Origin of the sequence: Streptomyces luteogriseus (assembly GCF_014205055.1) — a bacterium.
GTDB lineage: Bacteria > Actinomycetota > Actinomycetes > Streptomycetales > Streptomycetaceae > Streptomyces > Streptomyces luteogriseus.
In genome coordinates this window covers 7,057,921-7,082,592 of sequence record NZ_JACHMS010000001.1, presented here as the reverse complement: position 1 = coordinate 7,082,592, position 24,672 = coordinate 7,057,921, and the positions used below count along the sequence as shown (strand labels likewise).

Sequence of the window (24,672 nt, the reverse complement as noted above, 5' to 3'; positions counted from 1 at the left end):
CCGCGGGCCGTGTGTGGTTGCTCGCGCCCACGCGGCGGAGCCGCATCTGGACGCAGCCCCGCGCCCCTGAAGAGGGCCGATCATCACGCCGTCGCCGCGTAGGTGCTCGCCGGCTTCTCCAGGACGATCATCGGTACGCCGTCGGCGCCCTGGGACGTGCCCACCGTCTCGTAGCCGACCTTGCGGTAGAGGCGGAGGTTGCCCTCGCTGCGGTGACCGGTGTGGAGGCGGAAGCGGGTGGCGCCGTGCCGGCCGGCGAGGGCCGATTCGGCAGCCCGCAGGAGCCGGGCGCCGATGCCGTGGCCCTGGAGGCGGGGGTGGACGCAGAGCTTGCCGATCGCGGCGGCGCCGTCCTCGGTGGCCGCGCCGCGGACCGAGCCGACGACCTCCTCGCCGAGCCGGGCCACGAAGACGCAGTCGCGGGCGACCTCTTCACGGACCGAGTCGAGGGTTTGGACGAGCGGGTCGATGCGGTAGTTCCCGTACAGCGCCGCCTCCGGCTGGAAGCACAGGTACTGCAGTCTGAAGATCTGCTCCGCGTCCTGCTCGGTCGCCGCAGAGATGGTCACGCTCATGCCCATGTGCGCACGCCTCCCGCTCATCTGATCACCTGTCGTCCCCCACTCCTATCCCCGTCCTCAGCGGGCCGCAACCTCCGGCGGAAGCAATCTCCGGAGACATCCCAGGCATCTGGAACGTTCCGGACCAAGACTCCCCTGTGAGATACCCAACTCCCCTGCGATTTCCCGGTATGTCAGGTCCTCCGGCGAGAGCAGGGCCTCCATGAGCCGGGGACAGCGGCCCGGGAGGCGGCGCACGGCCTCGCGCAGGGCCCGGCCGCGGGCCGCGGCGAGGGCGAGCTGTTCGGGATCGCGCTCTCCGTCGTCGACCGGTTCGGCGGCGTAGGGCCGTTCGAGGCGGCTCGTACGGCGGGTGCGGCGCGCCTCGGAGCGGACGGCATTGCGGAGCCACCGCCGGGGGTCGGGCGGCGGGTCCTCGGCGTCGAGGCGCTCCAGCAGGCGGAGCCAGACCGCCTGCTCGAGGTCGCCCGGCTCGGTTCCGGTGGAATATGCCTCCGCGGAGGCCTCGGCGGTGAGCAGCGGGCGCAGGGCGGTGACCAGGTCGTGCGTCATATGCGGAGCGACGCGGCCACCCGGGCGGCGGGTTGCCCGGGCGGCCGAAGCTCACTCGACCGGGGGGGTGTGGGTTCGGATGTTGACGGGCTCAGCCGTTGAAGTCCTCGCGGGCCAGCAGACCCGTGTCGGGCTGGTCGGTGAAGACGCCGTCGATGCCGGTCGCGAAGTAGGCCTTGTAGGCGCCGAAGACATCACCGTAGGCGTCCGCGTCCGCGCCCTTGCGGAAGTTCGCGGGCAGGAACGGGTTCTCGTTGCGCATGGTGTACGGGTGCAGGATCAGGCCCACCTTGTGCGCGTCGGAGACGAGGGTCGTCGGCCGGGTGAGGTTGCCCTGGGCGTCGCGCGGGACGACCAGGTCCAGGGTCGGGCCGATGCCCTGCGCGTAGGAGGCGATCTCCCTGAGACCGGCCGGCTTGACCAGGTCGGCGACCGTGCGCGGGTCGCCGGTCTCGACGAAGTCCCAGGGCCGGGAGTTCGCCGAGGAGAGCAGGACGACGAGCGGGTTGTCGACGAGCTTGTGCAGGCGCTGGATGCTGGTCGGCTCGAAGGACTGCAGGATGACCGGGGAGGTGCGCCGGTCCTTGCGGTGCTTGCGCAGCAGCTTGGCGACGCGCTCCTCGAGCGGGAGGCCCTGCTCGCGGAAGTAGGTGGGGTGCTTGAGCTCGGGGTAGATCCACACCTGCTTGCCGCGCCTGCGGGTCTGCTCGTCCTGCCACCTGAGGACCTCTTCGAAGGTGGGGATCTCCCAGCGGCCGTTGTAGAGGGTGTTGTGCGGACGATTGGCCGGGATGCGCTCGACCGCGCGCAGGGTCTTCAGCTCGGCGAGCGTGAAGTCCTCGGTGAACCAGCCGGTGGTGGAGACACCGTCGAGCAGTTTGGTCGTCTTGCGGCCGGCGAACTCGGGGTGGTCGGCGACGTCCGTGGTGCCGCCGATCTCCGGCTCGTGACGGCAGACCAGGTGTCCGTCCTTGGTCGGGACCAGGTCGCCCGCCTCGACGATGTCGGCGCCCAGGTCGAGAGCGAGCTGGTACGAACCGAAGGTGTGCTCCGGGCGGTAGCCGCTGGCGCCGCGGTGGCCGATGATCGTCGGCTTGGGCAGGCTCCGCAGTCCGCCGCCGTGCCGGGTGCCGTCCGCTCGGGCGGTGCCGGCCATCCCGAGCACCGCTCCGCCGGCGCCGAGGACCGCCGCACCGAGCAGGGCCCGCCGTCCGGTACCGCTCGTTTCTTCGTTCGACTCCTGCGTTCCCATGAGCGCCCTCCTTGGCCGTTCGGCTCGTCAGTGCGGGCCGATCGTAGGGGCGCGTACATGACGAGTGGGAGACCTGGGGCGGAACACGCGGGTGATGTCGGATGTCGTAGTGGCTGGTGGGGAGGATGAGTTGACGGTTCGTCGCATCCCGTTCGATTCGGTGCGGCCGTTCTGGGAACGCGTCCGGTGAGCCCCAGGGCGATGTGCGTCACATCATGTCGGCCGCGTTACGCGACGCCGGCGGCGCGCCACCGCAGGTAAACACGCGTCAACAGTGCGTAAGGCCTCGGTGAAGTCGCCGTGCCCGATGTGCGCGATGCCCGGGGCCACGAGTATCGTCCTCACCTGCACAGACTCATACAGAACCCCTTGACACCGGAGGGCCCGTTGTCCCGCTTCGCGCTCATCAAGGCAGTGCTCGGCCCGATCATGCGCCTGATGTTCCGCCCACAGGTGGAGGGTGCGGAGCACATTCCCGGCACTGGCCCGGTCATCCTGGCCGGCAACCACCTGACGTTCATCGACTCGATGATCCTTCCGCTGGTCTGCGACCGGCAGGTCGTCTTCATCGGCAAGGACGAGTACGTGACCGGCAAGGGCCTCAAGGGCCGGCTGATGGCCTGGTTCTTCACCGGCGTCGGCATGATCCCGGTGGACCGTGACGGCGGGCGCGGCGGTGTCGCCGCGCTGATGACCGGCCGTCGGGTGCTGGAGGAAGGCCGGATGTTCGGCATCTACCCGGAGGGGACGCGCTCGCCCGACGGGCGGCTGTACCGGGGGCGGACGGGCATCGCCCGGCTGACGCTGATGACGGGGGCGCCCGTGGTTCCCTTCGCCATGATCGGCACGGACAAGCTTCAGCCGGGCGGGGCGGGGCTGCCCCGGCCCGGCAAGGTCACCGTGCGGTTCGGTGAGGCGATGGAGTTCTCCCGGTACGAGGGGATGGACCGGGACCGGTATGTGCTGCGGGCCGTGACCGACTCGGTGATGACCGAGGTCATGCAGTTGTCCGGGCAGGAGTATGTGGACATGTACGCGAGCAAGGCGAAGGAAGCGGCGTAGGTTTTCCGGGGCGCTCGGGGGGATTCGGGTGGCCCTGGCGACGGTGGGTGGCTGCGGGTTGTGGGGGCTGGTCGCGCAGTTCCCCGCGCCCCTGAGGGCGTGACCCCCCGGGGCGTGGCTGTGCGGAACCCCGTACCCGTGTGCGCAGTTTCCCGTGCCCCTGAAGGCATGGACCCCGGCGCGACGGTTGTGTGTGGTCCCGCCTGTGGGCGTGAACCCCGGGGCGATGATTGCGCAGGGCCCCGCCCCGAGGGGCGGGGCTCTTACGTGTGTTCCGGGGCGCCGCCCTCCAGCTTCTGGCCTCGTAGCAGGAACCAGGCCGCCACCGCCGCTGCCAGCAGGACCGCCGCGCCCACGCCCGCCGCGAGGGCGAGGCCGTCGACGAAGGACGTGCGGGCCGCGTCCAGCATCACGGCGGCGCTGTGGGCCGGCATGCCCGCGGCCGCCTCGACCGCGCCGCCCAGTGACTCGTGGGCCTCTGCCGGTGTGCCCGCCGGGCCGGTGAAGTCGCGGTAGACGCCGGTCACGATCGAGCCGAGCGCGGCGATGCCGAGCGCGGCACCGAGTTCGTACGCCGTCTCGGACACGGCGGACGCCGAGCCCGCGTGCTCCTTGGGCACACCGGAGAGGATCACGTCCGCCGTCACGGTGAACGAGAAGCCGGCGCCCACGCCGACCACCAGCAGCGCGGTCCCGAGCAGCGGGTAGCCGGTGGACTGGTCGAGCACCGTGAGCGCGGCCAGGGCCAGGCCGATCGCCGCGAGGCCGCCGGAGACGACGCCCCGCACCGAGAAGCGCCGGGCCACCCGCCCGGCGATCAGTCCGGCCACCACCGCGCCGATCGCCGCGGGCAGTTCCGCCAGCCCGGCCTCGAGCGGGCGCCTGCCCTGGACGAGTTGCAGATACTGGGACAGGAAGAACACCAGCCCGGACAGGCCGAGGATGGTCAGCAGGTCCGCCAGCACCGCCCCGCTGAAGCCGCGGTTGCGGAACAGCCGCATGTCCAGCAGCGGGACGGGGAGCGTGAGCTGACGGCGCACGAACCCGTACAGGGCGGCCGCGCCCAGCAGGCCGGCGGCCAGGGTGCTCCACGCGAAGCCGTGAGTGGCCGCCTCCTTGATCGCGTACACGACGCCGATCATGCCGACCAGCGACAGCAAGACGCTGACCAGGTCCCAGGGACCGGGGTTCGCGGTGCGCGACTCGGGCAGCAGCTTGATCCCGACCAGGACCAGGACGGCCATCACGGGCAGGTTGATCAGGAAGACCGAACCCCACCAGAAGTGCTCCAGCAGGAACCCGCCCACGATCGGGCCGACGGCCGTACCGGCGGAGGCGGTTGCGCCCCAGATGCCGACGGCAAGGCTGCGCTCGCGCGGGTCGTGGAAGAGGTTGCGGATCAGGGCGAGCGTGGCCGGCATCAGGGTCGCGCCGGCGACACCGAGCAGCGCCCGGGCGACGATCATCATCTCGGGTGTCGTGGCGTAGGCGTTGAACACGGATATCGCGCCGAACGCCGTCGCACCGATCAACAGGATCCGCTTGCGGCCGATCCGGTCGCCGAGGCTGCCCATGGAGACGAGCAGACCGGCGATGACGAAGGAGTAGACGTCGCCGATCCACAGCAGTTGGGTGCCGGAGGGCTTCAGGTCCTCGCTGATGTAGGGGGTCGCGAGACCGAGGACGGTCGCGTCGACGGCCACCAGCAGCACGGCGAGCACGAGAACGCCGAGCGCGAGCCAGCGGCCCGGGCGCTTCACCGCCTCGGTCGTCATCGTCGGCTGCAGGGTGCTGGTCATGATTCCTCTCTCCTGAGTGCGCCGCCGAGCAGCAGCTCGACGATCATGTGCTGGAAGTCCTTGGGGGCGCCCTTGCCGCTGTGCACCATCCAGGCGCCGGAGGCCATCAGGCCGTACAGCGCCTCGGTGAGCCACGCGGGCGTGAGGTCGATACGGAACTCGCCGCTGAGCTGACCGCGGCGGAACAGTGCCGAGATCCGGTCGTCGATCAGGGCCCAGCCCGCGTTCTGCTCCTCGCCCTCGAACAACTGGTTCTCGGTGTAGAGGAACGCGAGCAGCCCGGCGGCCGACTCGACGGCTCCGACGAGCCGGCGCACGGCCTCGCTCGCCGGGCCCTCGTCGAGCCGGGCCGCGTCCAGGGCGGCCTCGCACTCCGCGATGCAGAGCGCCTCCAGCGCCCGGACGAGGGCGTCCCGCCCGGCGAAGTGGCGGTGCAGCGTGGCTCGGCTGATTCCGGCGGCCTTGGCGACCTCGTCCATGGTCGCGGTGGAGTTGTGGGTCAGCAGGGCCGCGGCGGCGCGCAGCACGTGCTCAGGGTCGACAGCCATGAGACAACGATAAGCCATATGAGACATGAATGTCTCATGCGGGGCATGCGTGAGTCACGGTCGCCGTGCTCGGCGTGAAGAAGGGCGGTGGTCAGGACCAGGGCAGAGGTGATCAGTGCCAGGGCAGCCGCGCGCGCCGCTCCCAGTACGCGTGCGGCTCCTCCGCCGGCGTGGCGAGGCGGGTCAGCTGGTCGTCGTCGAGGTCGACCACGGCCGCGTGCAGGTTCGAGGCGAGCTGGTTGGTGGTGGCGGCGCCGGAGAGGACGACACCGGCCCAGGGCTGCCGGAGGATCACGGCCAGGGCGACGGCGTCGCAGCCCAGCCCGGTCCGTTCGGCGATCTCCCGCACGGCGTCGGGGGCGTGCGGCCCGGCGAGCCGGCCGTTGGCCATGCCCTCCTTGACGATCACGGTGAGCCCGGCGTCGTGCGCCTCGGCGAGGGCGGGGGCGGCGGAGGTCTCCAGCACGTTGTACGTGGACTGCACGGTACGGAAGAGGGGTTCGCCGTCGACCGTCACGGCGAGGGCGGCCCGGATCGCGTCCGCCTGGGCGGGGCCGCTGGTGGAGAAGCCGACGGTGAGGCCCTGCGCAGCGGCTTCCGCGAGCTTCGCGTGCAGTTCCTTGTCGGTGAGGGCCGGGCTGTCCGGGGTCACCGAGTGGATCTGGTAGAGGTCGAGCCGTCCGCCGAGCAGGGCGTCGCTCTCCGCGCGCTGCCGTTCGTAGGCGGCGAGGGTGTGGTCCTTGACCTCGTGCTTCTCGGCGTCGGTGGACCAGTCGGCGGTGTAGGTGTAGCCCCACTTGCTGCCCACGACGATGTCGTCGAGGCCGGGCCGGTCCCCCAGCCAGTCGGCGAGGAACTCCTCGGAGCGGCCGTAGGAGCGGGCGGCGTCGAAGTAGCGGACGCCCTGGGCGTAGGCGGCGTCGAGGAGTTCGTGGGTGCGGGTGCGCAGCGTTTCCACGCTGCGGTCCTCTCCGAGGTCCTGGTCCCGGCCGAGGTTGATGTAGCCGGGGCGTCCCACGGCGGCGAGGCCCAGTCCGATGTGGCAGGTGGGGGTCGTTGCGGTAGCCAGTCGCGCGAAGGGCATCGCGGGCTCCGTTCGGTCGGGTCCGGTACGGCTTCCGACCAACGTACCCGCGATGACCTTCGACGCTCGCTCTCAGAGCTCGGTTCGAGTGGCGCTTCGGCGAGTGCGGGTGCGTCGTGGCTTGTCGCGCAGTCCCCGCGCCCCTAAAGGGCGCTTCCCTTGGCCACCGCCCACTCGTGCTGGGCCGCCACGTCCGCCTTCACCTCTGCCAGCTGGACGGCGACCGCGCTCGGGGCCGTGCCGCCCCTGCCGTTGCGGGAGGCCAGGGCGCCGGGGACGTTGAGGACCGTGCGGACCTCGGGGGTCAGATGGGCGGAGATCTTGGCGAACTGCTCGTCCGTCAGCCCGTCCAGTTCCTTGCCCTCGGCCTCGGCGACCTTCACGCACTCGCCGGCGACCTCATGGGCCACACGGAACGGGACGCCCTGCTTCACGAGCCACTCGGCGATGTCCGTGGCGAGGGAGAAGCCGGCCGGGGCCAGTTCCTCCATGCGCTCGCGGTGGACGGTGAGGGTGGCCATCATGCCGGTGAAGGCCGGGAGCAGGACCTCCAGCTGGTCGATGGAGTCGAAGACCGGCTCCTTGTCCTCCTGGAGGTCGCGGTTGTACGCGAGCGGGAGGGCCTTGAGCGTGGCCATCAGACCCGTCAGGTTGCCGATGAGACGGCCCGACTTGCCGCGGGCCAGCTCGGCGATGTCCGGGTTCTTCTTCTGCGGCATGATCGACGAGCCCGTGGAGAACGCGTCGTGCAGGGTCACGAAGGAGAACTCCTTCGTGTTCCAGATGATGACCTCCTCGGCGATCCGGGAGAGGTTGACCCCGATCATCGCCGTGATGAAGGCGAACTCGGCGACGAAGTCCCGGGAGGCCGTGCCGTCGATGGAGTTGCCGGACGAGCCGTGTTCAAAGCCGAGGTCCTTCGCCACCGCCTCCGGGTCGAGCCCGAGGGAGGAGCCCGCCAGGGCGCCCGAGCCGTAGGGCGAGACCGCCGTGCGCGCGTCCCACTGGCGCAGCCGTTCCGCGTCCCGGGAGAGGGACTGGACGTGTGCCAGGACGTGGTGGGCGAAGAGGACGGGCTGGGCATGCTGGAGGTGGGTGCGGCCGGGCATGGCCACGTCGGGGTGGGCTTCGGCGAGGCCGATCAGCGCGTCCTGGAGTTCGGCGATCAGGCCGCCGACGATCCGGGCGTGATCGCGCAGGTACATGCGGAAGAGCGTCGCGACCTGGTCGTTGCGGGAGCGGCCGGCCCGCAGCTTGCCGCCGAGGTCGGGACCGAGGCGCTCCAGGAGGCCACGCTCCAGGGCGGTGTGGACGTCCTCGTCGGCGATCGTGCCGACGAAGGAGCCGTCGGCGACGTCCGCCTCCAGCCGGTCCAGTCCGTCGATCATGCGGGTGAGCTCGTCCTCCGTGAGGAGGCCCGCCTTGTGCAGCACGCGCGCGTGGGCGCGCGAACCGGCGATGTCGTACGGCGCGAGCCGCCAGTCGAAGTGGACGGACGCGGACAGCTTCGCCAGGGCCTCGGCGGGGCCGTCGGCGAAACGGCCGCCCCAGAGCCGGACATCACCGCTGTTGCTGCTCACCTGCTGCGCTCCTCAATGGGTGTGGATGTGCCACCGCTTCCCGCCCGGAGGCGTGGAGACGGCCATCACGCTACTGCTCAGGGCAGATCACCGACATGCATGAGTATGCAGAGCTCTGCATGATTCGTCAATCCGACCTGGGCCGGCGGTCGGTTTCCGGTCAGGCGAGAGGAATTTGAAGATTCCTTGAACACGGGAAACCGCTTACCCGTACCTCTCGCCGAACGCAGGCGCCGCGTTACGACACCGACGACACCCCCGACCCCCTAGTGAGGCATCCGCATGTCCAGGGCTCTTCCGAAGTACAACAAGCGTCGCGTCACGTTCATCGGCGGCGCCGCCGCGGTGGCACTGTCCGGCACGGTGATCGCCGGCTTCGCCCTCGCCGGGGAGACGCCCGACAGCGGCGCCGCGAACGCCCGGACGCTGGCCGGTCCCGGCACCATCAGCTGCCCGGACGTCACCGGCCAGCTGCCCGCGGTCCCCGCCTCGGCGAAGGCGGAGGTCGACCGCAACCTGGCCGAGCTGAACAAGCAGATCGCCGAGGCCAACAAGCGCCTCGTCGACACCGTCGGCCAGGGCGGGCCCAACTTCGTCCAGAACGCCATCCTCGGCCCGCTGGAGGACAAGCGCGTCGCCGCCCTCAACCGCATCGAGACGGCCATCGGGCGGGCCGCCGAGAAGCCCGAGGGCCTGGAGGCCTTCGCGGCCTGCCAGCTCAACGCCGGTGGGGACGCCGGAGCGGGCGAGGCGGCGGGTGGCGAGGCGGGCGCCGGTGCGGAGGCCGGCGCGGGTGCCGAGGCGGGCGGTGAGGCCGGAGCCGGTGCGGGCGCCGAAGAGGGCGGCGCGGGTGCCGAGGCGGGCGGGGGCGCCCAGGAGGGCGGCGCGGGTGCGGGCGAGGCGGGCAACGCCGGTGCCGGCACGATCAGCTGCCCGGACGTCGCCTCCCAGCTGCCGGCGATCCCCGCCTCGGCTCAGGCCGAGGTCGACCGGAACCTGGCACTGCTGGACACGCAGGTCGCCGAGGCCAACAAGCGCCTGGTCGACACGGTCGGCCAGGGCGGACCCAACTTCGTCCAGAACGCCATCCTCGGCCCGCTGGAGGACAAGCGGATCTCCACCGTCAACCGCATCGCCACGGCCATCGGCCGCACGGCCGAGAAGCCGGCCGGCCTGGACTCCCTGGCCGCCTGCACCCTCTCCAAGTGAGGTGACAGGCGCTGTGGCCGCCCCGTGTGAGCGCCGGCCGGGGTGGCCACTCAGACGCCTGCCCGCGGGGTCCGGCAGAGGTGACCGGACCCCGCAATTCCTTAGACAGTCGAAAGACTTGCGGCCATAATCGTTCGCCATGGGAAAGACTCACGAGCGCATAGACGGCCGGCTCCGCACCTTCATCGAGGCGCAGCCGGTCTTCTTCACCGCCACCGCACCCCTGGCCGCAGACGGAACGGTCAACCTCTCCCCCAAAGGCCTGACAGGCTCCTTCGTGGTGCTCGACGAGCTCACGGTGGCCTACCTCGACTTCGCCGGCTCCAACGCCGAGACCATCGCCCATCTGCGGGAGAACGGGCGGATCACCCTGATGTGGTGCGCCTTCCAGGGCCCGCCGAACATCGTCCGCGTGCACGGCAGGGGTGAACCGGTCTTCCGCGACGACCCCCGCTTCGGGGAGCTCCTCGCGCACTTCCCGGACATCGACCCGACGCGGCACGGTCTGCGGGCGATCATCGTGGTCACCGCCGAACTCGTCCGCGACACCTGCGGCTACGGGGTGCCCTTCATGGCGTACGAGGAGGACCGGGACCTGCACGGCAAGCGTTTCGCCCGCGAGGACGACGCGTCGCTGAGCGCCTACTTCTCCAAGAAGGAGCACATCGCCACCAGCCTGGACGGACTACCCGGGCTGCCGCTGCCGCTGCCTCCCTCTACGGTCTGAGGCATGCGCCCCGGTGCCCTCGCCCTCGCCGTCTCCGCCCTGGTCGTGCTCGGCGCCGGGCCGCCCGCCCCCGCGCCGCCGTTGCCGGCCCGGATGGCGGACACCGGCGGCGGCACCCAGCTGATCACCGCGGTGGCCCCGAAGCGGTCCTCGACGACGGGCACGGTGACCTGGTGGAACCGGGAGGGCGGGCGCTGGGTCAAGAGGGGCTCCGCGCCCGCCCGGTTCGGGGCGAACGGCCTCGCCGCCGGCGCCTCGCGCACGCAGGGGACGAACACCACACCCACCGGCCTCTACGGCCTGCCGTACGCCTTCGGCATCGAGCCGGCGCCGCCCGGGACGGCCTACCCGTACCGCCGGGTGCACCAGGACTCCTGGTGGTGCCAGGACAACGACTCCCGCTCCTACAACCGCTGGACCGAGCCGCGCGCGGCCGACTGCCGGGCGGCCGAGTCCGAGCACCTGATCACGTACCGCGCGCAGTACGCGCACGCGCTCGTCATCGGCTTCAACTACGAGCGTCCCGTGCGGGGACGGGGCGCGGGCATCTTCCTCCACGTGAACGGGCGCGGCGCGACGGCCGGGTGTGTCTCCGTCCCCGAGGACGCGATGCGGCGGATCCTGCGCTGGGCCGACCCCGCCCGGCGGCCGCACATCGCCGTGGGGACGCGGAGCGGGAGCACGGCCGTCACCCGTCTGTGACGGATCGCCGGCCGCGCGAGTGTTACCAGCGGTCACCACTGTTCGCAGGTGACTCGGTACGCAGCTGAACACTCCCGTGCCGCGGCACGTATCTGTGGGCCAAGGGTCAAGTCCCCACGGAGGAACCGTGACCACCACGCTCGCAGGCGGACGTGCCGCCCGCCGCCAGACGATGCGCCGCATCCGCCCGCGCCGCTCCCCGGCCGTCCCGCTGCTGATCGCCCTGTGGGCCGGTGCCGCGGCCGTGCTGTGGCTGTGGTGGGACAACACACCGTCCCTCGCGGACAACACGAGCAAGATCCTGGCCGCGGGCCGGATCACCGGTCTGCTCGCCGGCTACCTCATGGCGCTGGTGGTGCTCCAGATGGCCCGGGTGCCCGCGCTGGAGCGCCGAGTGGGCACCGACCGGGTCGCACGCTGGCACGCCATGACCGGCCGCTACACGCTCTGCCTGGTCCTCGCCCACGTCTTCCTCATCATGTGGGGCTACGCCCTGCAGGCGGGCAAGACGCTCGGCGACATCGTCCAGCAGACGACCGACTCCATCAACCAGCTGCCGGACATGGGCAAGGCCGCCATCGGCACGGGTCTGCTGTTCCTCATCGGGATCCTGTCGATCGGCGGAGTGCGCCGGATGATCGGGTACGACACCTGGTACCACGTGCACCTGCTCACGTACGCGGCGGTGTACCTGACGTTCTGGCACCAGATCACCACCGGCAACGAGTTCGCCGTCGAGCCCGCCGCGAAGACCTTCTGGTACGGGCTGTACGGCGTGGTGACCGCGCTGGTCGTCTGGTACCGGATCCTCACCCCGATCCGGCTCAACCTGCGGCACCGCATGCGCGTCGCGGCGGTCATCGAGGAGACCCCGGGGATCGTGTCCGTGCTGATCAGCGGGCGCAAGCTGCACCGGATGGGCGCGGAGGCCGGGCACTTCTTCCGCTGGCGGTTCAAGGCGCCGGGGATGCGCTTCAGTTCCCACCCGTACTCGCTGTCGGCGGCGCCCCGCCCGGACATGCTGCGGATCACGGTCAAGGCGATCGGCGACCACACCTCCCGGCTGCGTGATCTCGAACCCGGCACCAAGGTGTGGGCCGAGGGCCCGTACGGAGCGATGACCGCGCAGCGCCGCAGCCGCGGCAAGGTGCTGCTGGTCGCGGGCGGGGTCGGCATCACCCCGATGCGGGCGCTGTTCGAGACGCTGCCGGGCGCGTCCGGCGACATCACCCTCCTCTACCGGGCCAACACCACCCAGGACCTGGCGTTGTGGGGTGAACTCGCCAAGATCGCCGACGAGCGCGGTGCCCGGCTGATGTACGCGGTCAACAGCCCGGAGGGGGAACGCCCCGACATCTCGGCGGAGTCCCTCCAGCGCAAGATCCCGGACATCGACGACCACGACGTCTTCATGTGCGGGCCGCCCGGCTTCGCCCAGTCGGTCTACGAGGCACTGCGCGGCGCGGGCGTACCCGCCCGCCGTATCCATCACGAGTCGTTCGAGATGTGAGCGACGGGACACCAACAGCCCTTCAGGAGTTTGGGAAACGATGAGGAAGTCTCACCCCGTCCGGCGTGCCGTGCTCGCCGGCGCAGCCACCGTCTCCGGGATCGTGCTGCTGCTGTCGCTGAAGCCGGCCTCCGACCCGGGCTCCGCCCAGGCGGCGGGGCAGGCCCCGCCCGCGGCGGCCGGGCAGGCCCCGCAGGGCGGCGTGAACGGCGCGGTCACCGGTGACGCGGCGCAGACGCAGTACGGCGCCGTGCAGGTCCGTCTGACGATGAGCAACGGCAAGATCACCCAGGCCGAGGCGGTCCAGGCGCCCAAGGGCGGCCGCAGCGACCAGATCACCGCCAGCTCGGTGCCCCGCCTGAACCAGGCGGTGGTCGCGGCGCAGGGCGCCGAGATCGACGCGGTCTCGGGCGCCACCTACACCAGCGTCGGGTACAAGAAGTCGCTCCAGTCCGCGCTGGACAAGGCGAAGGCGTCCGCCGGAGCGCAGCAGGGCTCGGGCGACGCGCAGACGCTGACCGGTGATGTCGCGCAGACGCAGTACGGCCCGGTGCAGGTGCGCGTCACCGTGGCGGGCGGGAAGATCACCAAGGCGGAGGCGGTCCAGGCGCCCAAGGGCGGCCGCAGCGACCAGATCACAGCGAGCTCGGTGCCCCGCCTCAACCAGGCGGCCGTGGCGGCCGGGAACGCGGACGTCGACGCGGTCTCGGGCGCCACGTACACCAGTGCGGGGTACAAGAAGTCGCTCCAGTCCGCGCTGGACAAGGCTCCGGCCGGGGGCGGTTCCTCGCAGGCCGCGGGCTCGGGGGGCGGCCAGGCCGCCCCGCAGACCCTGACCGGCACTGCGGCGCAGACGCAGTACGGGCCGGTGCAGGTACGGGTGACCGTCACCGGCGGGAAGATCACCAAGGCGGAGGCGGTCCAGGCGCCCAAGGGCGGCCGCAGCGACCAGATCACCTCCTCGTCCGTCCCCCGCCTCAACCAGGCGGCCGTCGCGGCCGGGAACGCGCAGATCGACGCCGTGTCCGGTGCGACGTACACCAGCGCCGGCTACAAGCAGTCCCTCCAGTCCGCGCTGGACCAGGCCGGTGGCTGACACGGTGGCCGACTCCGCACAGGCTCCCGCCGCGGTACGTCATGCCGAGGAGACGATGGGGACCGTCTTCTCCTTCGACGTCCGCGGCGGGGAACCGGCCGCCGTGCGCGCGGCCCTGGACGAGGCCGTGGCCGGGCTGCACCGGGTCGACGAGGTGTTCAGCACGTACCGCGAGGACAGCCAGATCTCACGGCTGCAGCGCGGCGAGGTGACCGTCGCGGAGTGCGATCCCGAGGTCGCCGAGGTGCTGGAACTGGCCGCCGAGGCGGAGCAGCAGAGCGACGGCTGGTTCAGCACGTCGTACCAGGGCCACCTCGACCCGACCGGCATCGTCAAGGGCTGGGCGGTCGAGCGGGCGGCGCGGCTGCTGGCGGACGTGCCCGGGGTGTGCGGGGTGAGTCTCAACGGCGGCGGTGACGTGCAGTTGCTCGGCACACCGGGCGGGCAGCGGCCGTGGCGTGTGGGGGTGTCGGATCCTTTGCGGCCGGGGGGTCTCGCGGCGGTCGTCTCCGCGGGCGGGGTGGACGAGTTGTCCGTGGCCACGTCCGGTACGGCGGAACGGGGCGCGCACATCGTGGATCCGCGCACGGGGCGGTCGGCCGTGACCGACCTGGTCGCCGTAACCGTGGTCGGGCCTCGGCTGACGTGGACGGACTGCTGGGCGACGGCGGCATTCGCGATGGGGTCGCGGGAGGGGCTGGCCTGGCTGGAGTCCCTGCCGGGCGTCGAGGCGCTGCTGATCACGGCCGGCGACGAGGTGCGCTGCACCGGGGGGTTGGCGGCGCGGCTGGGGTGAGTTGCGGCCGGGGACGGGTGGGCCCGCAGCCCAACGGAACGGGGTGCCGCTCCCCTCGGGACGGATGCCGCCCCAGCGGCACGCATGCCCGCAGCTGGGGCGTACGCCCTCAGGGGCGCGGGGAACTGCGCGATCAGCCGCAGCTCACCCGCACCCGAACGACGACCCTCAGTGGCCGTTCTGCGCCAGCCTCAGCAGATGATCCGCCAGGGCCTGTCCCCCATCGGGGTTCCTGCTGATCAGCATCAGCGTGTCGTCACCCGCGATCGTCCCCAGGATGTCGTGCAGCTCGGCCTGATCGATGGCCGAGGCCAGGAACTGGGCGGCCCCCGGAGGGGTCCGCAGGACCACGAGGTTCGCCGAAGCCTCCGCGGAGATCAGCAGCTCCTGCGAGAGCCGCCGCATCCGCTCCTCCTTCGCCGACCCGCCCAGCGGCGCCCGGGGCGTACGGAACCCGCCCTCGCTGGGCACCGCGTAGATCAGGTCGCCGTCGTCGTTGCGGATCTTCACCGCGTTCAGCTCGTCCAGATCCCGGCTGAGCGTCGCCTGTGTGACGTTCAGCCCGTCGTCGGCGAGCAGCTTCGCCAGCTGGCTCTGCGAGCGCACCGGCTGCCGGTTGAGGATGTCCACGATCCGGCGGTGGCGGGCGGTGCGGGTCTGCGGCACGGCGGGCCCGTTCGCCCCCGGCTGCTCGTGGTCCTGCGCCTGACTCATCGTCGTCTCATTCCCCGGATCGTCCGTCCCCGCTGACTGCCTGGAGGATGCCGGGCAGCGCCCCGAGGAACGCGTCCGCCTCGTCGTCGCCGAGGTTCAGTGGCGGCATCAGCCGGACGACGTCGGGGGCGGGCACGTTCACCAGGAATCCGGCCTCCTGAGCCGCCTGGCGCACCTGGGGCGCGAGCGGCTCGGTGAGCACGATACCCAGGAGGAGTCCCGTACCCCGGACGAAATCGATCAACGGATGACCGAGGCCCTCGATTCCGTCCCGCAGCCTCTCGCTCTGCCGTTTGACGTTCTCCAGCAGCCCCTCGTTCTCGATGGTGTCGAGGACGGCGAGCCCGGCGGCGCAGGCGACGGGGTTGCCGCCGAAGGTCGTGCCGTGCTGGCCGGGCCGGAGCAGGTCGGCGGCCCGGCCGAAGGCGACGGTCGCGCCGAGCGGCAGCCCGCCGCCGAGCTGCTTGGCGAGGGTGACCACGTCGGGCAGGACGCCCTCGTGGGCCTGGTACTCGAACCAGTGCCCGGTCCGGCCGATGCCGGTCTGCACCTCGTCGAGGACGAGGAGCGCCCCGGTCGCGGCGGTGATGGCCCGGGCGGCCTTGAGGTAGCCGGCGGGCGGGACGACGACGCCGAGCTCGCCCTGGATCGGCTCCAGGATGACGAGCGCGGTCTCGTCGGTGACGGCGGCGGCCAAGGCCTGCGCGTCGCCGAACGGCACGTGGGTGACCTCGCCGGGCAGCGGCAGGAACGGTTCGCGCTTGCCGGCCTGGCCGGTCAGGGCCAGGGCGCCCATGGTCCGCCCGTGGAAGGCGCCCTCGGTCGCGACGACATGGGTCCGGCCGGTCAGCCGGCCGATCTTGAAGGCGGCCTCGTTGGCCTCGGCGCCGGAGTTGCAGAAGAAGACCTTGCCGTCCCGGCCGAAGAGGCGCAGCAGCCGCTCGGCGAGGGCGACGGTCGGCTCGGCCATGAAGAAGTTGGAGATGTGGCCGAGCGAGCCGATCTGCCGGCTCACGGCCTCGACGACGGCCGGGTGGGCGTGGCCGAGGGCGTTGGTGGCGATGCCACCGACGAAGTCGAGGTAGGAATTGCCGTCGGCGTCCCAGACGCGGGTGCCCTCGCCGCGGGCCAGGGGCAGCAGCGGGGTGCCGTAGTTGTTCATGAGCGCGCCCTGCCACCGCTCGGCGTACTCCTGATGGGCGGTCATACGGCTTCCCCCTCGTGCTCGTCGGGCACGACCATCGTGCCGATGCCCTCGTCGGTGAAGATCTCCAGCAGGATCGAGTGCTGGACCCGGCCGTCGATGACGCGGGCGGTGGTGACGCCGTTGCGTACGGCGTGCAGGCAGCCCTCCATCTTCGGCACCATGCCGGACGACAGGTCCGGCAGCAGCCGCTCCAGCTCGGTCGCGGTGAGGCGGCTGATCACCTCGTCGCTGTGCGGCCAGTCCTCGTAGAGGCCCTCGACGTCCGTGAGGACCATGAGGGTTTCGGCGTCCAGTGCAGCAGCGAGTGCCGCAGCCGCCGTATCAGCATTGACGTTGTAGACATGTCCGTCGTCCTGGGAGCGGGCGATCGAGGAGACGACCGGGATGCGGCCGTCGGCGAGCAGGGCCTCGATGGCGCCGGTGTCGATCGCGGTGATCTCGCCCACGCGCCCGATGTCGACCAGCTCTCCGTCGATCTCGGGCTGGTGCTTGGTGGCGGTGATGGTGTGCGCGTCCTCGCCGGTCAGGCCGACGGCGAGCGGACCGTGCTGGTTGAGCAGCCCGACCAGTTCGCGCTGGACCTGCCCGGCCAGCACCATCCGTACGACGTCCATGGCGTCCTCGGTGGTCACCCTGAGGCCCGCTTTGAACTCGCTGACGATGCCGTGCTGGTCGAGGGCGGCGCTGATCTGCGGGCCGCCGCCGTGCACGACGACGGGCTTGAGGCCGGCGTGGTGCAGGAACACCACGTCCTTCGCGAAGGCGGCCTTGAGGTCCTCGTCGATCATGGCGTTGCCGCCGAACTTGATGACGACCGTCTTGCCGTTGTGCCGGACCAGCCAGGGCAGGGCCTCGATGAGGATCTGCGCCTTGGGCAGGGCGGTGTGCTTGCGCGTCGCTCCACTGCTCATGACGAGTACGCGCTGTTCTCGTGGACGTAGTCGGCCGTGAGGTCGTTGGTCCAGATCGTGGCGGTCTCGGACCCGGCGGCGAGGTCGGCGACGATGTGCACCTCGCGGTAGCGCATGTCGACCTTGTCGCGGTCCTCGCCGACACCGCCGTTCTTGCAGACCCAGACGCCGTTGATGGCGACGTTCAGACGGTCGGGCTCGAAGGCGGCGGACGTGGTGCCGATCGCGGAGAGCACGCGGCCCCAGTTGGGGTCCTCGCCGTGGATGGCGCACTTGAGGAGGTTGTTGCGGGCGATGGAGCGGCCCACCTCCACGGCGTCGTCCTCGGTCGCGGCGTTGATCACCTCGACCTTGATGTCCTTGCTGGCGCCCTCGGCGTCCCGGATGAGCTGCTGGCCGAGGTCGTCGCAGACCTGCCGTACGGCCTCGGCGAACTCCTCGTACTCCGGGGTGACGTCGGCGGAGCCGGAGGCGAGCAGCAGCACGGTGTCGTTGGTGGACATGCAGCCGTCGGAGTCGACCCGGTCGAAGGTCGTCCGGGTGGCCGCGCGCAGGGCCTTGTCCAGGACGTCGTTCTCCAGGTCCGCGTCGGTGGTGAGGACGACGAGCATGGTGGCGAGGCCGGGGGCGAGCATGCCCGCGCCCTTGGCCATGCCTCCGACGGTCCAGCCGTCCTTGGTGACGACGGACGTCTTGTGGACGGTGTCGGTGGTCTTGATGGCGATGGCGGCCTTCTCACCGCCGTGCTCGCTCAGGGCCCCGGCGGCCGTCTCGATGCCCGGGAGCAGCTTGTCCATGGGGAGCAGGATGCCGATGAGGCCGGTCGAGCAGACGGCCACCTCGATGGCGCCCCGCCCGAGGACCTCGGCGGCCTTCTCGGCCGTCGCGTGCGCGTCCTGGAAGCCCTTCGGTCCCGTACAGGCGTTGGCGCCACCGGAGTTGAGGACGACGGCGGAGACCTGTCCGCTCTTCAGCACCTGCTCGGACCACTGGACCGGCGCGGCCTTGACGCGGTTGGAGGTGAAGACGCCGGCGGCGCTTCGGCGGGGGCCGGTGTTGACCACGAGGGCCAGGTCGGGGTTGCCGTTCTCCTTGATCCCGGCGGCGATGCCCGCTGCCGTGAATCCCTTTGCTGCCGTCACACTCACGGCGCAACTCCGATCGTCGTCAGTCCGGTGGTCTCGTCGAGACCCAGGGCGATGTTCATGCTCTGGACGGCACCGCCCGCGGTGCCCTTGGTGAGGTTGTCGATGGCGCTGATCACGATGATCCGGCCGGCGTCCGCGTCGTACGCGACCTGCACCTGAACGGCGTTCGAACCGTAGACGGACGCCGTGGCGGGCCACTGGCCCTCGGGGAGCAGGTGCACGAACGGCTCGTCGGCGAAGGCCTTCTCGTAGGCGGCGCGCAGGGACTCACCCGTGACGCCGTCGGCGGCCTTGGCGCTGCACGTGGCGAGGATGCCGCGGGGCATCGGCGCGAGGGTCGGCGTGAAGGACACGGAGACCTTCTCCCCCGCCGCCGCACTGAGGTTCTGGGTGATCTCGGGGGTGTGCCGGTGCCCGCCGCCGACGCCGTACGGGGACATCGAGCCCATCACCTCGCTGCCGAGCAGGTGGGGCTTGGGTGCCTTGCCCGCGCCGGACGTGCCGGACGCGGCGACGATCACGGCCTCGGCCTCGGCCAGGCCCGCCGCGTAGGCCGGGAAGAGGGCGAGGGACACGGCGGTGGGGTAGCAACCGGGCACCGCGACGCGCTTGGACCCCTCCAGCGCGGCGCGGGCACCCGGCAGTTCGGGAAGGCCGTAGGGCCAGGTTCCGGCGTGCGGGGAGCCGTAGAACCGCTCCCATGCGGCGGCGTCGGTCAGCCGGAAGTCGGCGCCCATGTCGACGACGAGCACGTCCGGGCCGAGCTGCTCTGCGACAGCCGCGGACTGCCCGTGCGGCAGTGCGAGGAAGACGACGTCGTGACCGGCGAGGACGTCCGGGGTGGTCTCCTGGAGCACTCGCCCGGCCAGCGGCAGCAGGTGGGGCTGGAGCGCACCGAGCCGCTGTCCCGCGTTCGAGTTGCCGGTCAGGGCGCCGATCTCGACCTCGGGGTGCGCCAGGAGCAGACGCAGCAGTTCCCCGCCCGCGTACCCACTCGCTCCGGCCACCGCCGCACGTACCGCCATGGATCCTCCTCCTTAGAGGGCATGACTATACGATTCGCTGCACGTTTATGCAATCCCATGCATGAGCGGTGCGGCCCAGCGGAGTCAGGGCCCGAAAACCGGCTTTGTCCTGGCCATGACCACAGAGTAAGGTCCCCGGGCACATTTCAGGGGATCTTGGCGGGTGGGGGACATGGCCGAGGAATGCGACACGCACAGCAAGGGCCCGAGCGCGTGGGGGCAGGCGCTCGCGGCGGTGGCGCTGGTGGGGGCGCTCAGCGGGGGCTTCTGGTGGCTCGCGAAGACATCGGCCGCGGAGAGCGAGCCGAAGCCCGCGACCTGCTCCGCCGAGGAGACCCCCGCCCCGAAGCGCAAGCGCCTGACCGGCGCGCGACTGTGCGAGGCGCTGAACCGGCCCGACCTGGCCGCTCTGCTGGGCACACCGACGGAGACGGCGAAGACCGCCTCCGGCAGCGACGGTTCCTTCGGGTCCCCCGGCGGCAGGAAGATCGCCACCCCGCAGGCCCAGGTCGAGTTCGAGACGTACACCGTGACGCTCTCGGCGACCTACGACGGTCTTCCGGTGGCCGGGTCGGAGTCCCTGCTCGGAACCGACGCGCGCCCGCGGAAGGTACTGGGCCGCCCGGGGGTGCTCTACTCGGACCGCACCATCAGGATCAGCGTCCGGCTCGACGGCGGTGACGCCGACAGCGGTCCCGGTGTTCCGGCCCGGGCCCTCACCGTCGCCCAGGACGCGAAGGACCGCGGCGGTTCCGTCGACGTCACCCTGTGGCGCGCGGACGGAGCCGTGCCGGACGACGCGGTGCTGCTGCGCGTCGCGGAGAGGGTGCTGCTGACACTCCCGGGGTGGACTTCACGCGACTGAGGACGGGCGAGGCCTTCGCGCGGCTGAGCATGGGGGGGGACTTCACGTGGCTGCGCACGGACGGACTTCGCACGTGTGAGCACCCGGGTGCCTCGCGCGGGTGGGCCGCCGCCCGGAGACGGCGGCGGCCCACTCGGGCGGGTCCTACCTCTGCTTGATCCGCAGGAACGTCACCGAGTTCGCCGGGAAGGTGTACGTGAACTTCTCGGCCACACCCCGGAAGGTGGACGTCACCGGCGTCACCGGCGTGTCCGTCTCGGTGTTCACGGCGTCCTCGTCGGCGGCCAGCGTGGTGACGCGGGCCGTGGAGGCGACCTTGGCGCCACCGAGGTCGACGGCCGTACGGGCCTCGGCCGACCTGGCGTTGACGACCTTGACGATCAGGTCACCGGTCCGGGCGTCCTTGGTGACGACCTGCCGGAACGGCTCGGCCGGCTTGTCGTCGGTGAACGTGCCCCACTCCTTGCCGTCGAGGAGCAGGGTGACCTGGCGGCCGCGCACCTTGATGTCGATGTCGTAGGCCCGGCCCGTCTCGATCGACCCGGCCTTCGTCATCAGGGTGCCCTTGCCGCCGTCCACGGCCTGCTCGATCGCGGACTGGGTGTTGTTCCAGCCGCCCAGGTTCCACCAGTAGTAATTGCCGGTGTCCTTGACGCCGAAGGCGACCAGGAAGCCCTCCTTGCCGGACTTCTTGGTGGCCTTCACATGCAGGTCGTAGTCCTTCCAGGCCGGGTCGCCCGCCGTGACCATGGTGTTCTCGGCGGCGGTGTCGGTCTGGACGTAGGCCCCGTCCTGGATGCTCCAGCTGCCGGTGCCCGCGTGCTTCCACTTCGAGGCGTCACCGGAGAAGTCGTCGCTGAGCAGGGTCGAGCCGTCGGCGGAGGTGACCTTCACGTCGTCGTACGCGGCGCTGGTCGCCCATGTCGACAGGCCGACGGCACCGGTGATGGGGCCGCTGACATTCGGGGTCCCGGTGGCCCTGGAGGGGACCACCCGGTCGCCGACGTTGTTCATGAACAGCTTCTGGACCTCGTAGTTGGCCGAGTTCCAGGAGGCCCGGTTGTTGAACCAGATCAGGTCGGGCCGCCACTGCACGTAGTCCTCGTTGGCGAGCAGCGGGGCGTACGAGGCGAGCTTGACGACGTCCGCGTTGCGCTCCAGGCCGGTCATGAAGGCGGCTTCGGAGAGGCCGTTCTTCCAGGCGTTGCCCTGGGAGGCGTACTCGCCGAGGAAGACCTTCGGGCCGTTCCGGTCGTAGGAGTCGTAGCGGTCGTTGTTCTGCAGGAACCAGGTCGGGCTGTTGTAGTAGTGCTCGTCGACCATGTCGACCTTGGCCTCGCGGTTGAGCTGCCAGGCGGTGTCGAAGGTCGAGCCGGCGTCGTCCGGGCCCGAGTTGGAGACGACCGTGATGTCCGGGTACTTCGCCTTGATGGCCGTCCGGAACTGTTCGAAGCGGGCGAAGAACTCCTTCGGAAGGTTCTCCTCGTTGCCGACCCCGAGGTGGGTCAGGTGGAACGGCTTGGGGTGGCCCATCTGCGCGCGCACCTTGCCCCACTTGGAGGTCGCCGGGCCGTTGGCGAACTCGATGAGGTCGAGGGTGTCCTGGATGTGCCGCTTGAGCAGGGCGTCGTCGTCGGTGGCCTTGTTCTGCCCGCAGCCGGTCACCAGGGCGGGGACGACGGGCAGCGGCATGGCGCCGATGTCCTCGGAGAAGCGGAAGTACTCGTAGTAGCCGAGGCCGTAACTCTGGTTGTAGCCCCAGAAGTTGGCGTTGGTGGCGCGCTGCTCTACGGGTCCGATGGTGTCCTTCCACTGGTAGCTGCGCTTGCGCTGCCAGTTCGAGGCCTCGCTGTAGTCCTCCATGGAGCCGGTGTTGACCAGGCAGCCGCCGGGGAAGCGTACGAAGCCGGGCTTCAGTGCGGCGATCTTCTCGGCGAGGTCCTTGCGCAGGCCGTTCGGCTGGTTCCTGTACGTCTCGCGCGGGAAGAGCGATATCTCGTCGAGCGCGGCGGCGTTCGACGAGGCGACGGCGAGCCGTCCGCGGTTGCTCGTGCGGGTCGCCGTGAACGTGGCCTTGTACTTGGCCCAGCCGCCCTTCACGGCGACCTGGCGGGCGGTGGCGAGCGTGCCGGCGGTGTCCTTCAGCGAGACCGTGAGCGTGGTGCCGCTCGCGGCGCGGGCCCAGACGGAGAAGTCGTACCGCTTGCCCTTGTCGACCCGGATACCGGTGTTGTAGCCGGCGTTCGTGACGGAGGAACCGGCGGCCAGGGAGAGGTAGTTGCGGTTGCGCTCGTTGAGGCGGCCCGAGTCGTTCACGACCTCGGCCGTGCCGCCGACCGCCCACGAGGTCAGGGGCGTGTAGGAGCCGTTGTCGGCGGTGGAGTACTCGAAGGATCGGTTCTGCACGAGCTCGGCGTACAGACCGCCGTCGGCGGCCCGGTTGATGTCCTCGAAGAAGACGCCGTACATCGTGTCGTCGATCGCCGCGCCCTGGGCGGACGGTTCGACCGTGATCGCGTAGTCGGTGGCGTCCTCGGCGTGCGCGGGGGCCGGTACGAGGGCTGTTGCCGTCAGGAGGGCGGTGGTCGTGAGACCCAGTCTCCATCGGGTGCGGGCGGCGGTGCGTGGCATGGATACTCCGCGGCTCTCTGGTAGAGGAGTGTTCGAAATATCAGACATTGGTCAGCACTTCGAACGGCAAGATAGGGAGGGGGTGGATGCGCGTCAATGGGTCGCGCAGGAACGGCTGGGACGGAGAGCGGGGCGGAATGGGCGAGTTCTGGCCAGTGCCGGACGTGCTGGCGTATCTGGCCGGGCGCTGGCGGGTGTCACGGTCGGTGCGGGATCTCGCCGGCGGCGCGGAAGGCGAGTTCACCGGCGTCACCGAGTTCCGTGGGGACGGGGAGGAGCCCGGCGGGCTGCTGCATCACGAGTCGGGCACCTTCGTCTGGCAGGGCGTCGCCCGGCCCGCGGAGCGCACGCTGCGCTTCCTGCCCGGCCCGGGCGGCACGGCCGACGTGCGGTTCGCCGACGGGCGGCCGTTCCACGACCTGGATCTGAGGTCCGGCCGGCATGTCGCCGACCATCCCTGTTCCGCGGACCTCTACCGCGGCGAGTTCACCGTCCGCGACGCGGACCACTGGCGGACGGTGTGGCGGGTCGGCGGCCCCGCCAAGGACCTCGTCCTGCGGACCGACTACGCGCGCGAGGGCTGAGCGGACGCCCCGTCGAAGCGCAGGTTCCAGCGGCCGGCCCGGCCCGTCACGGACGTCGTCGACAGCGGACGGACGTCGATGTTCCAGTACGTCGAGGGCGGCGCCTTCAGGGCGTACACCAGGGCGGCCCGGATCACGGACGGCTCGGCCACCGCCACGACCCGGCAGCCGTCCTCGACGGGCCGGGTGTCGAGCCAGCCGCCGACGCGGGTGATGAAGTCGACCAGCGACTCACCGCCGTGCGGTGTGGCACGGGGGTCGGCCAGCCAGGCGTCCACGGCGTCCGGCTCCCGGGCCATCGCCTCGCCGAGGGTCAGCCCGCGCCACCGGCCCATGCCGCAGTCGCGCAGTCCGAGCTGGACCAGCGGCGCGTACCCGAGTCCCTCCCCCGTCGACCGGCTGCGCGGAGTCGGCGAGCAGTAGCGCAGTTCGGCGGCGGCGAGCGGCAGCAGCTCCTGGGCGAGGCGCTCCACCTCAGCCCAGCCGGCCTGGTCCAGCGGCCGGTCGTCCTCGAAACGCTCGGCGAGCAGCGGAGAGCTGCGCGCGGAGGCGACGAACGTGACCCGAAGTGGCATGCGGCGATCGTGGGCGCAGTATGTGCGCAGGTCAAGGGGTGTTACCTACGAGTTACCCAGGGTGTGCCGGCCCTCACTGGCCGAAGATGAGCGCCATCCAGTGCTCGGGCCGTTCCAGCGGCGCGAACCCCAGTTTCGCGTAGACCCCGTGCGCGTCGTGCGTGGCGAGGAGAACGCGCCGCACCCCGTACTGCCGCATCTCGTCCCGTACGGCGGCCACGAGCGCGCTGCCGACGCCCTGGCCGCGCACCGACGGATCGACGTACACGTCACACAGCCAGGCGAAGGTCGCCCGGTCGGTGATCACCCGGGCGTACGCGACCTGCTCCCCCGACACCGTCTCGTGGACGCCGAAGTTGAGCGAGCCCTCGATCGCCCGGTCCTGCTTCTCCCTCGAACGCCCCAGCGCCCAGTACGCGTCGGTGGACAGCCAGTGGTGCACGCGCTCGCGGTCGACGCGGCCGGGGTCGGTGGAGATCTCGTAGCCCTCGGGCAGGCTCGGCGTGTCGCTCAT

Annotated in this window: 24 protein-coding genes; 9 read left to right on the top strand and 15 right to left on the bottom strand. The window is 71.2% G+C overall.

All coding sequences use genetic code 11. The features are described 5' to 3' along the window. Positions 1-83: 83 nt before the first annotated feature. The 3 genes from BJ965_RS31580 to BJ965_RS31570 form a co-directional block, all read right to left on the bottom strand. Positions 84-581: a GNAT family N-acetyltransferase gene (locus tag BJ965_RS31580; RefSeq protein ID WP_184917733.1), complete on the bottom strand. Its 498-nt coding sequence runs from the start codon at positions 579-581 to the stop codon at positions 84-86. Positions 582-638: 57 nt separating this feature from the next. Beyond that, on the bottom strand, positions 639-1,133 hold the full coding sequence (locus tag BJ965_RS31575; RefSeq protein WP_184913429.1) for an RNA polymerase sigma factor: 495 nt from the start codon (positions 1,131-1,133) through the stop codon (positions 639-641). A 91-nt stretch (positions 1,134-1,224) separates the two neighbouring features. Beyond that, positions 1,225-2,385, bottom strand: coding sequence for a glycerophosphodiester phosphodiesterase (locus BJ965_RS31570; RefSeq protein ID WP_184913427.1), 1,161 nt, complete (start codon positions 2,383-2,385; stop codon positions 1,225-1,227). 387 nt (positions 2,386-2,772) lie between these two features. Between BJ965_RS31570 and BJ965_RS31565 the strand changes: the two genes are divergently transcribed. Beyond that, a complete protein-coding gene (locus BJ965_RS31565; RefSeq protein WP_142164983.1) occupies positions 2,773-3,447 on the top strand; it encodes a lysophospholipid acyltransferase family protein in 675 nt (224 codons plus the stop codon). A gap of 263 nt (positions 3,448-3,710) precedes the next feature. Here BJ965_RS31565 and BJ965_RS31560 read toward each other — a convergent pair whose 3' ends face one another. The 4 genes from BJ965_RS31560 to argH all read right to left on the bottom strand — a co-directional run bounded on the left by BJ965_RS31560 (position 3,711) and on the right by argH (position 8,458). Continuing rightward, entirely contained in the window at positions 3,711-5,246 is a 1,536-nt protein-coding gene (locus BJ965_RS31560; protein WP_184913425.1) for an MFS transporter, read from the bottom strand. Continuing rightward, positions 5,243-5,794, bottom strand: coding sequence for a TetR/AcrR family transcriptional regulator (locus tag BJ965_RS31555; RefSeq protein ID WP_184913423.1), 552 nt, complete (start codon positions 5,792-5,794; stop codon positions 5,243-5,245). The genes BJ965_RS31560 and BJ965_RS31555 overlap by 4 nt, the downstream gene beginning before the upstream one ends. Positions 5,795-5,906: 112 nt before the next feature. Then, positions 5,907-6,878: an aldo/keto reductase gene (locus tag BJ965_RS31550; RefSeq protein WP_184913419.1), complete on the bottom strand. Its 972-nt coding sequence runs from the start codon at positions 6,876-6,878 to the stop codon at positions 5,907-5,909. 143 nt (positions 6,879-7,021) lie between these two features. Next, positions 7,022-8,458, bottom strand: coding sequence for an argininosuccinate lyase (gene argH / locus BJ965_RS31545; RefSeq protein WP_184913417.1), 1,437 nt, complete (start codon positions 8,456-8,458; stop codon positions 7,022-7,024). Between the two features lie 282 nt (positions 8,459-8,740). Here argH and BJ965_RS31540 point away from each other — a divergent pair, with 282 nt between their 5' ends. The 6 genes from BJ965_RS31540 (at position 8,741) to BJ965_RS31515 (ending at position 14,498) form a co-directional block, all read left to right on the top strand. Beyond that, positions 8,741-9,667: a hypothetical protein gene (locus BJ965_RS31540; protein ID WP_184913415.1), complete on the top strand. Its 927-nt coding sequence runs from the start codon at positions 8,741-8,743 to the stop codon at positions 9,665-9,667. A gap of 139 nt (positions 9,668-9,806) precedes the next feature. Beyond that, the gene (locus BJ965_RS31535; protein WP_184913413.1) at positions 9,807-10,394 is read left to right on the top strand and encodes a pyridoxamine 5'-phosphate oxidase family protein; all 588 of its coding nucleotides are present in this window, start codon (positions 9,807-9,809) and stop codon (positions 10,392-10,394) included. A 3-nt stretch (positions 10,395-10,397) separates the two neighbouring features. After that, positions 10,398-11,096, top strand: coding sequence for a L,D-transpeptidase family protein (locus BJ965_RS31530; RefSeq protein WP_184913411.1), 699 nt, complete (start codon positions 10,398-10,400; stop codon positions 11,094-11,096). Between the two features lie 127 nt (positions 11,097-11,223). Then, positions 11,224-12,606: a ferredoxin reductase family protein gene (locus BJ965_RS31525; RefSeq protein WP_184913409.1), complete on the top strand. Its 1,383-nt coding sequence runs from the start codon at positions 11,224-11,226 to the stop codon at positions 12,604-12,606. 40 nt (positions 12,607-12,646) lie between these two features. Next, on the top strand, positions 12,647-13,702 hold the full coding sequence (locus BJ965_RS31520; RefSeq protein ID WP_184913407.1) for an FMN-binding protein: 1,056 nt from the start codon (positions 12,647-12,649) through the stop codon (positions 13,700-13,702). Then, complete coding sequence (locus BJ965_RS31515) at positions 13,695-14,498, top strand: FAD:protein FMN transferase (protein WP_313667339.1); 804 nt, start codon at positions 13,695-13,697, stop codon at positions 14,496-14,498. Before BJ965_RS31520 ends, BJ965_RS31515 begins: the two co-directional genes overlap by 8 nt. A 168-nt stretch (positions 14,499-14,666) precedes the next feature. Here BJ965_RS31515 and BJ965_RS31510 read toward each other — a convergent pair whose 3' ends face one another. Genes BJ965_RS31510 through argC form a run of 5 tightly spaced genes read right to left on the bottom strand, consistent with a single transcriptional unit; the run spans position 14,667 to position 19,503 of the window. After that, positions 14,667-15,212: an arginine repressor gene (locus BJ965_RS31510; protein ID WP_184913405.1), complete on the bottom strand. Its 546-nt coding sequence runs from the start codon at positions 15,210-15,212 to the stop codon at positions 14,667-14,669. A 7-nt stretch (positions 15,213-15,219) separates the two neighbouring features. Then, positions 15,220-16,419 (bottom strand): acetylornithine transaminase, encoded by a 1,200-nt coding sequence (locus tag BJ965_RS31505; RefSeq protein WP_184913403.1) that lies wholly within the window; start codon positions 16,417-16,419, stop codon positions 15,220-15,222. Next, a complete protein-coding gene (gene argB / locus BJ965_RS31500) occupies positions 16,416-17,330 on the bottom strand; it encodes an acetylglutamate kinase (RefSeq protein ID WP_030848794.1) in 915 nt (304 codons plus the stop codon). The genes BJ965_RS31505 and argB overlap by 4 nt, the downstream gene beginning before the upstream one ends. Next, complete coding sequence (argJ, locus tag BJ965_RS31495; RefSeq protein ID WP_184913401.1) at positions 17,327-18,478, bottom strand: bifunctional glutamate N-acetyltransferase/amino-acid acetyltransferase ArgJ; 1,152 nt, start codon at positions 18,476-18,478, stop codon at positions 17,327-17,329. The genes argB and argJ overlap by 4 nt, the downstream gene beginning before the upstream one ends. Continuing rightward, on the bottom strand, positions 18,475-19,503 hold the full coding sequence (gene argC / locus BJ965_RS31490; RefSeq protein ID WP_184913399.1) for an N-acetyl-gamma-glutamyl-phosphate reductase: 1,029 nt from the start codon (positions 19,501-19,503) through the stop codon (positions 18,475-18,477). The genes argJ and argC overlap by 4 nt, the downstream gene beginning before the upstream one ends. A 172-nt stretch (positions 19,504-19,675) precedes the next feature. On the opposite strand from argC, the gene BJ965_RS31485 reads away from it, so the two are divergent. Further along, the gene (locus BJ965_RS31485) at positions 19,676-20,368 is read left to right on the top strand and encodes a DUF6215 domain-containing protein (RefSeq protein ID WP_184913397.1); all 693 of its coding nucleotides are present in this window, start codon (positions 19,676-19,678) and stop codon (positions 20,366-20,368) included. Positions 20,369-20,512: 144 nt separating this feature from the next. Here BJ965_RS31485 and BJ965_RS31480 read toward each other — a convergent pair whose 3' ends face one another. Continuing rightward, positions 20,513-22,999: an alpha-L-arabinofuranosidase C-terminal domain-containing protein gene (locus tag BJ965_RS31480; protein WP_184913394.1), complete on the bottom strand. Its 2,487-nt coding sequence runs from the start codon at positions 22,997-22,999 to the stop codon at positions 20,513-20,515. A 137-nt stretch (positions 23,000-23,136) separates the two neighbouring features. On the opposite strand from BJ965_RS31480, the gene BJ965_RS31475 reads away from it, so the two are divergent. Then, complete coding sequence (locus tag BJ965_RS31475) at positions 23,137-23,583, top strand: DUF6314 family protein (RefSeq protein ID WP_184917729.1); 447 nt, start codon at positions 23,137-23,139, stop codon at positions 23,581-23,583. Here BJ965_RS31475 and BJ965_RS31470 read toward each other — a convergent pair. Together BJ965_RS31470 and BJ965_RS31465 are read right to left on the bottom strand one after the other, a co-directional pair. Next, a complete protein-coding gene (locus BJ965_RS31470) occupies positions 23,565-24,158 on the bottom strand; it encodes a histidine phosphatase family protein (RefSeq protein WP_142164966.1) in 594 nt (197 codons plus the stop codon). The two genes, BJ965_RS31475 and BJ965_RS31470, sit on opposite strands and share 19 nt — an antisense overlap. 73 nt (positions 24,159-24,231) lie before the next feature. Then, complete coding sequence (locus BJ965_RS31465) at positions 24,232-24,672, bottom strand: GNAT family N-acetyltransferase (protein WP_184913392.1); 441 nt, start codon at positions 24,670-24,672, stop codon at positions 24,232-24,234.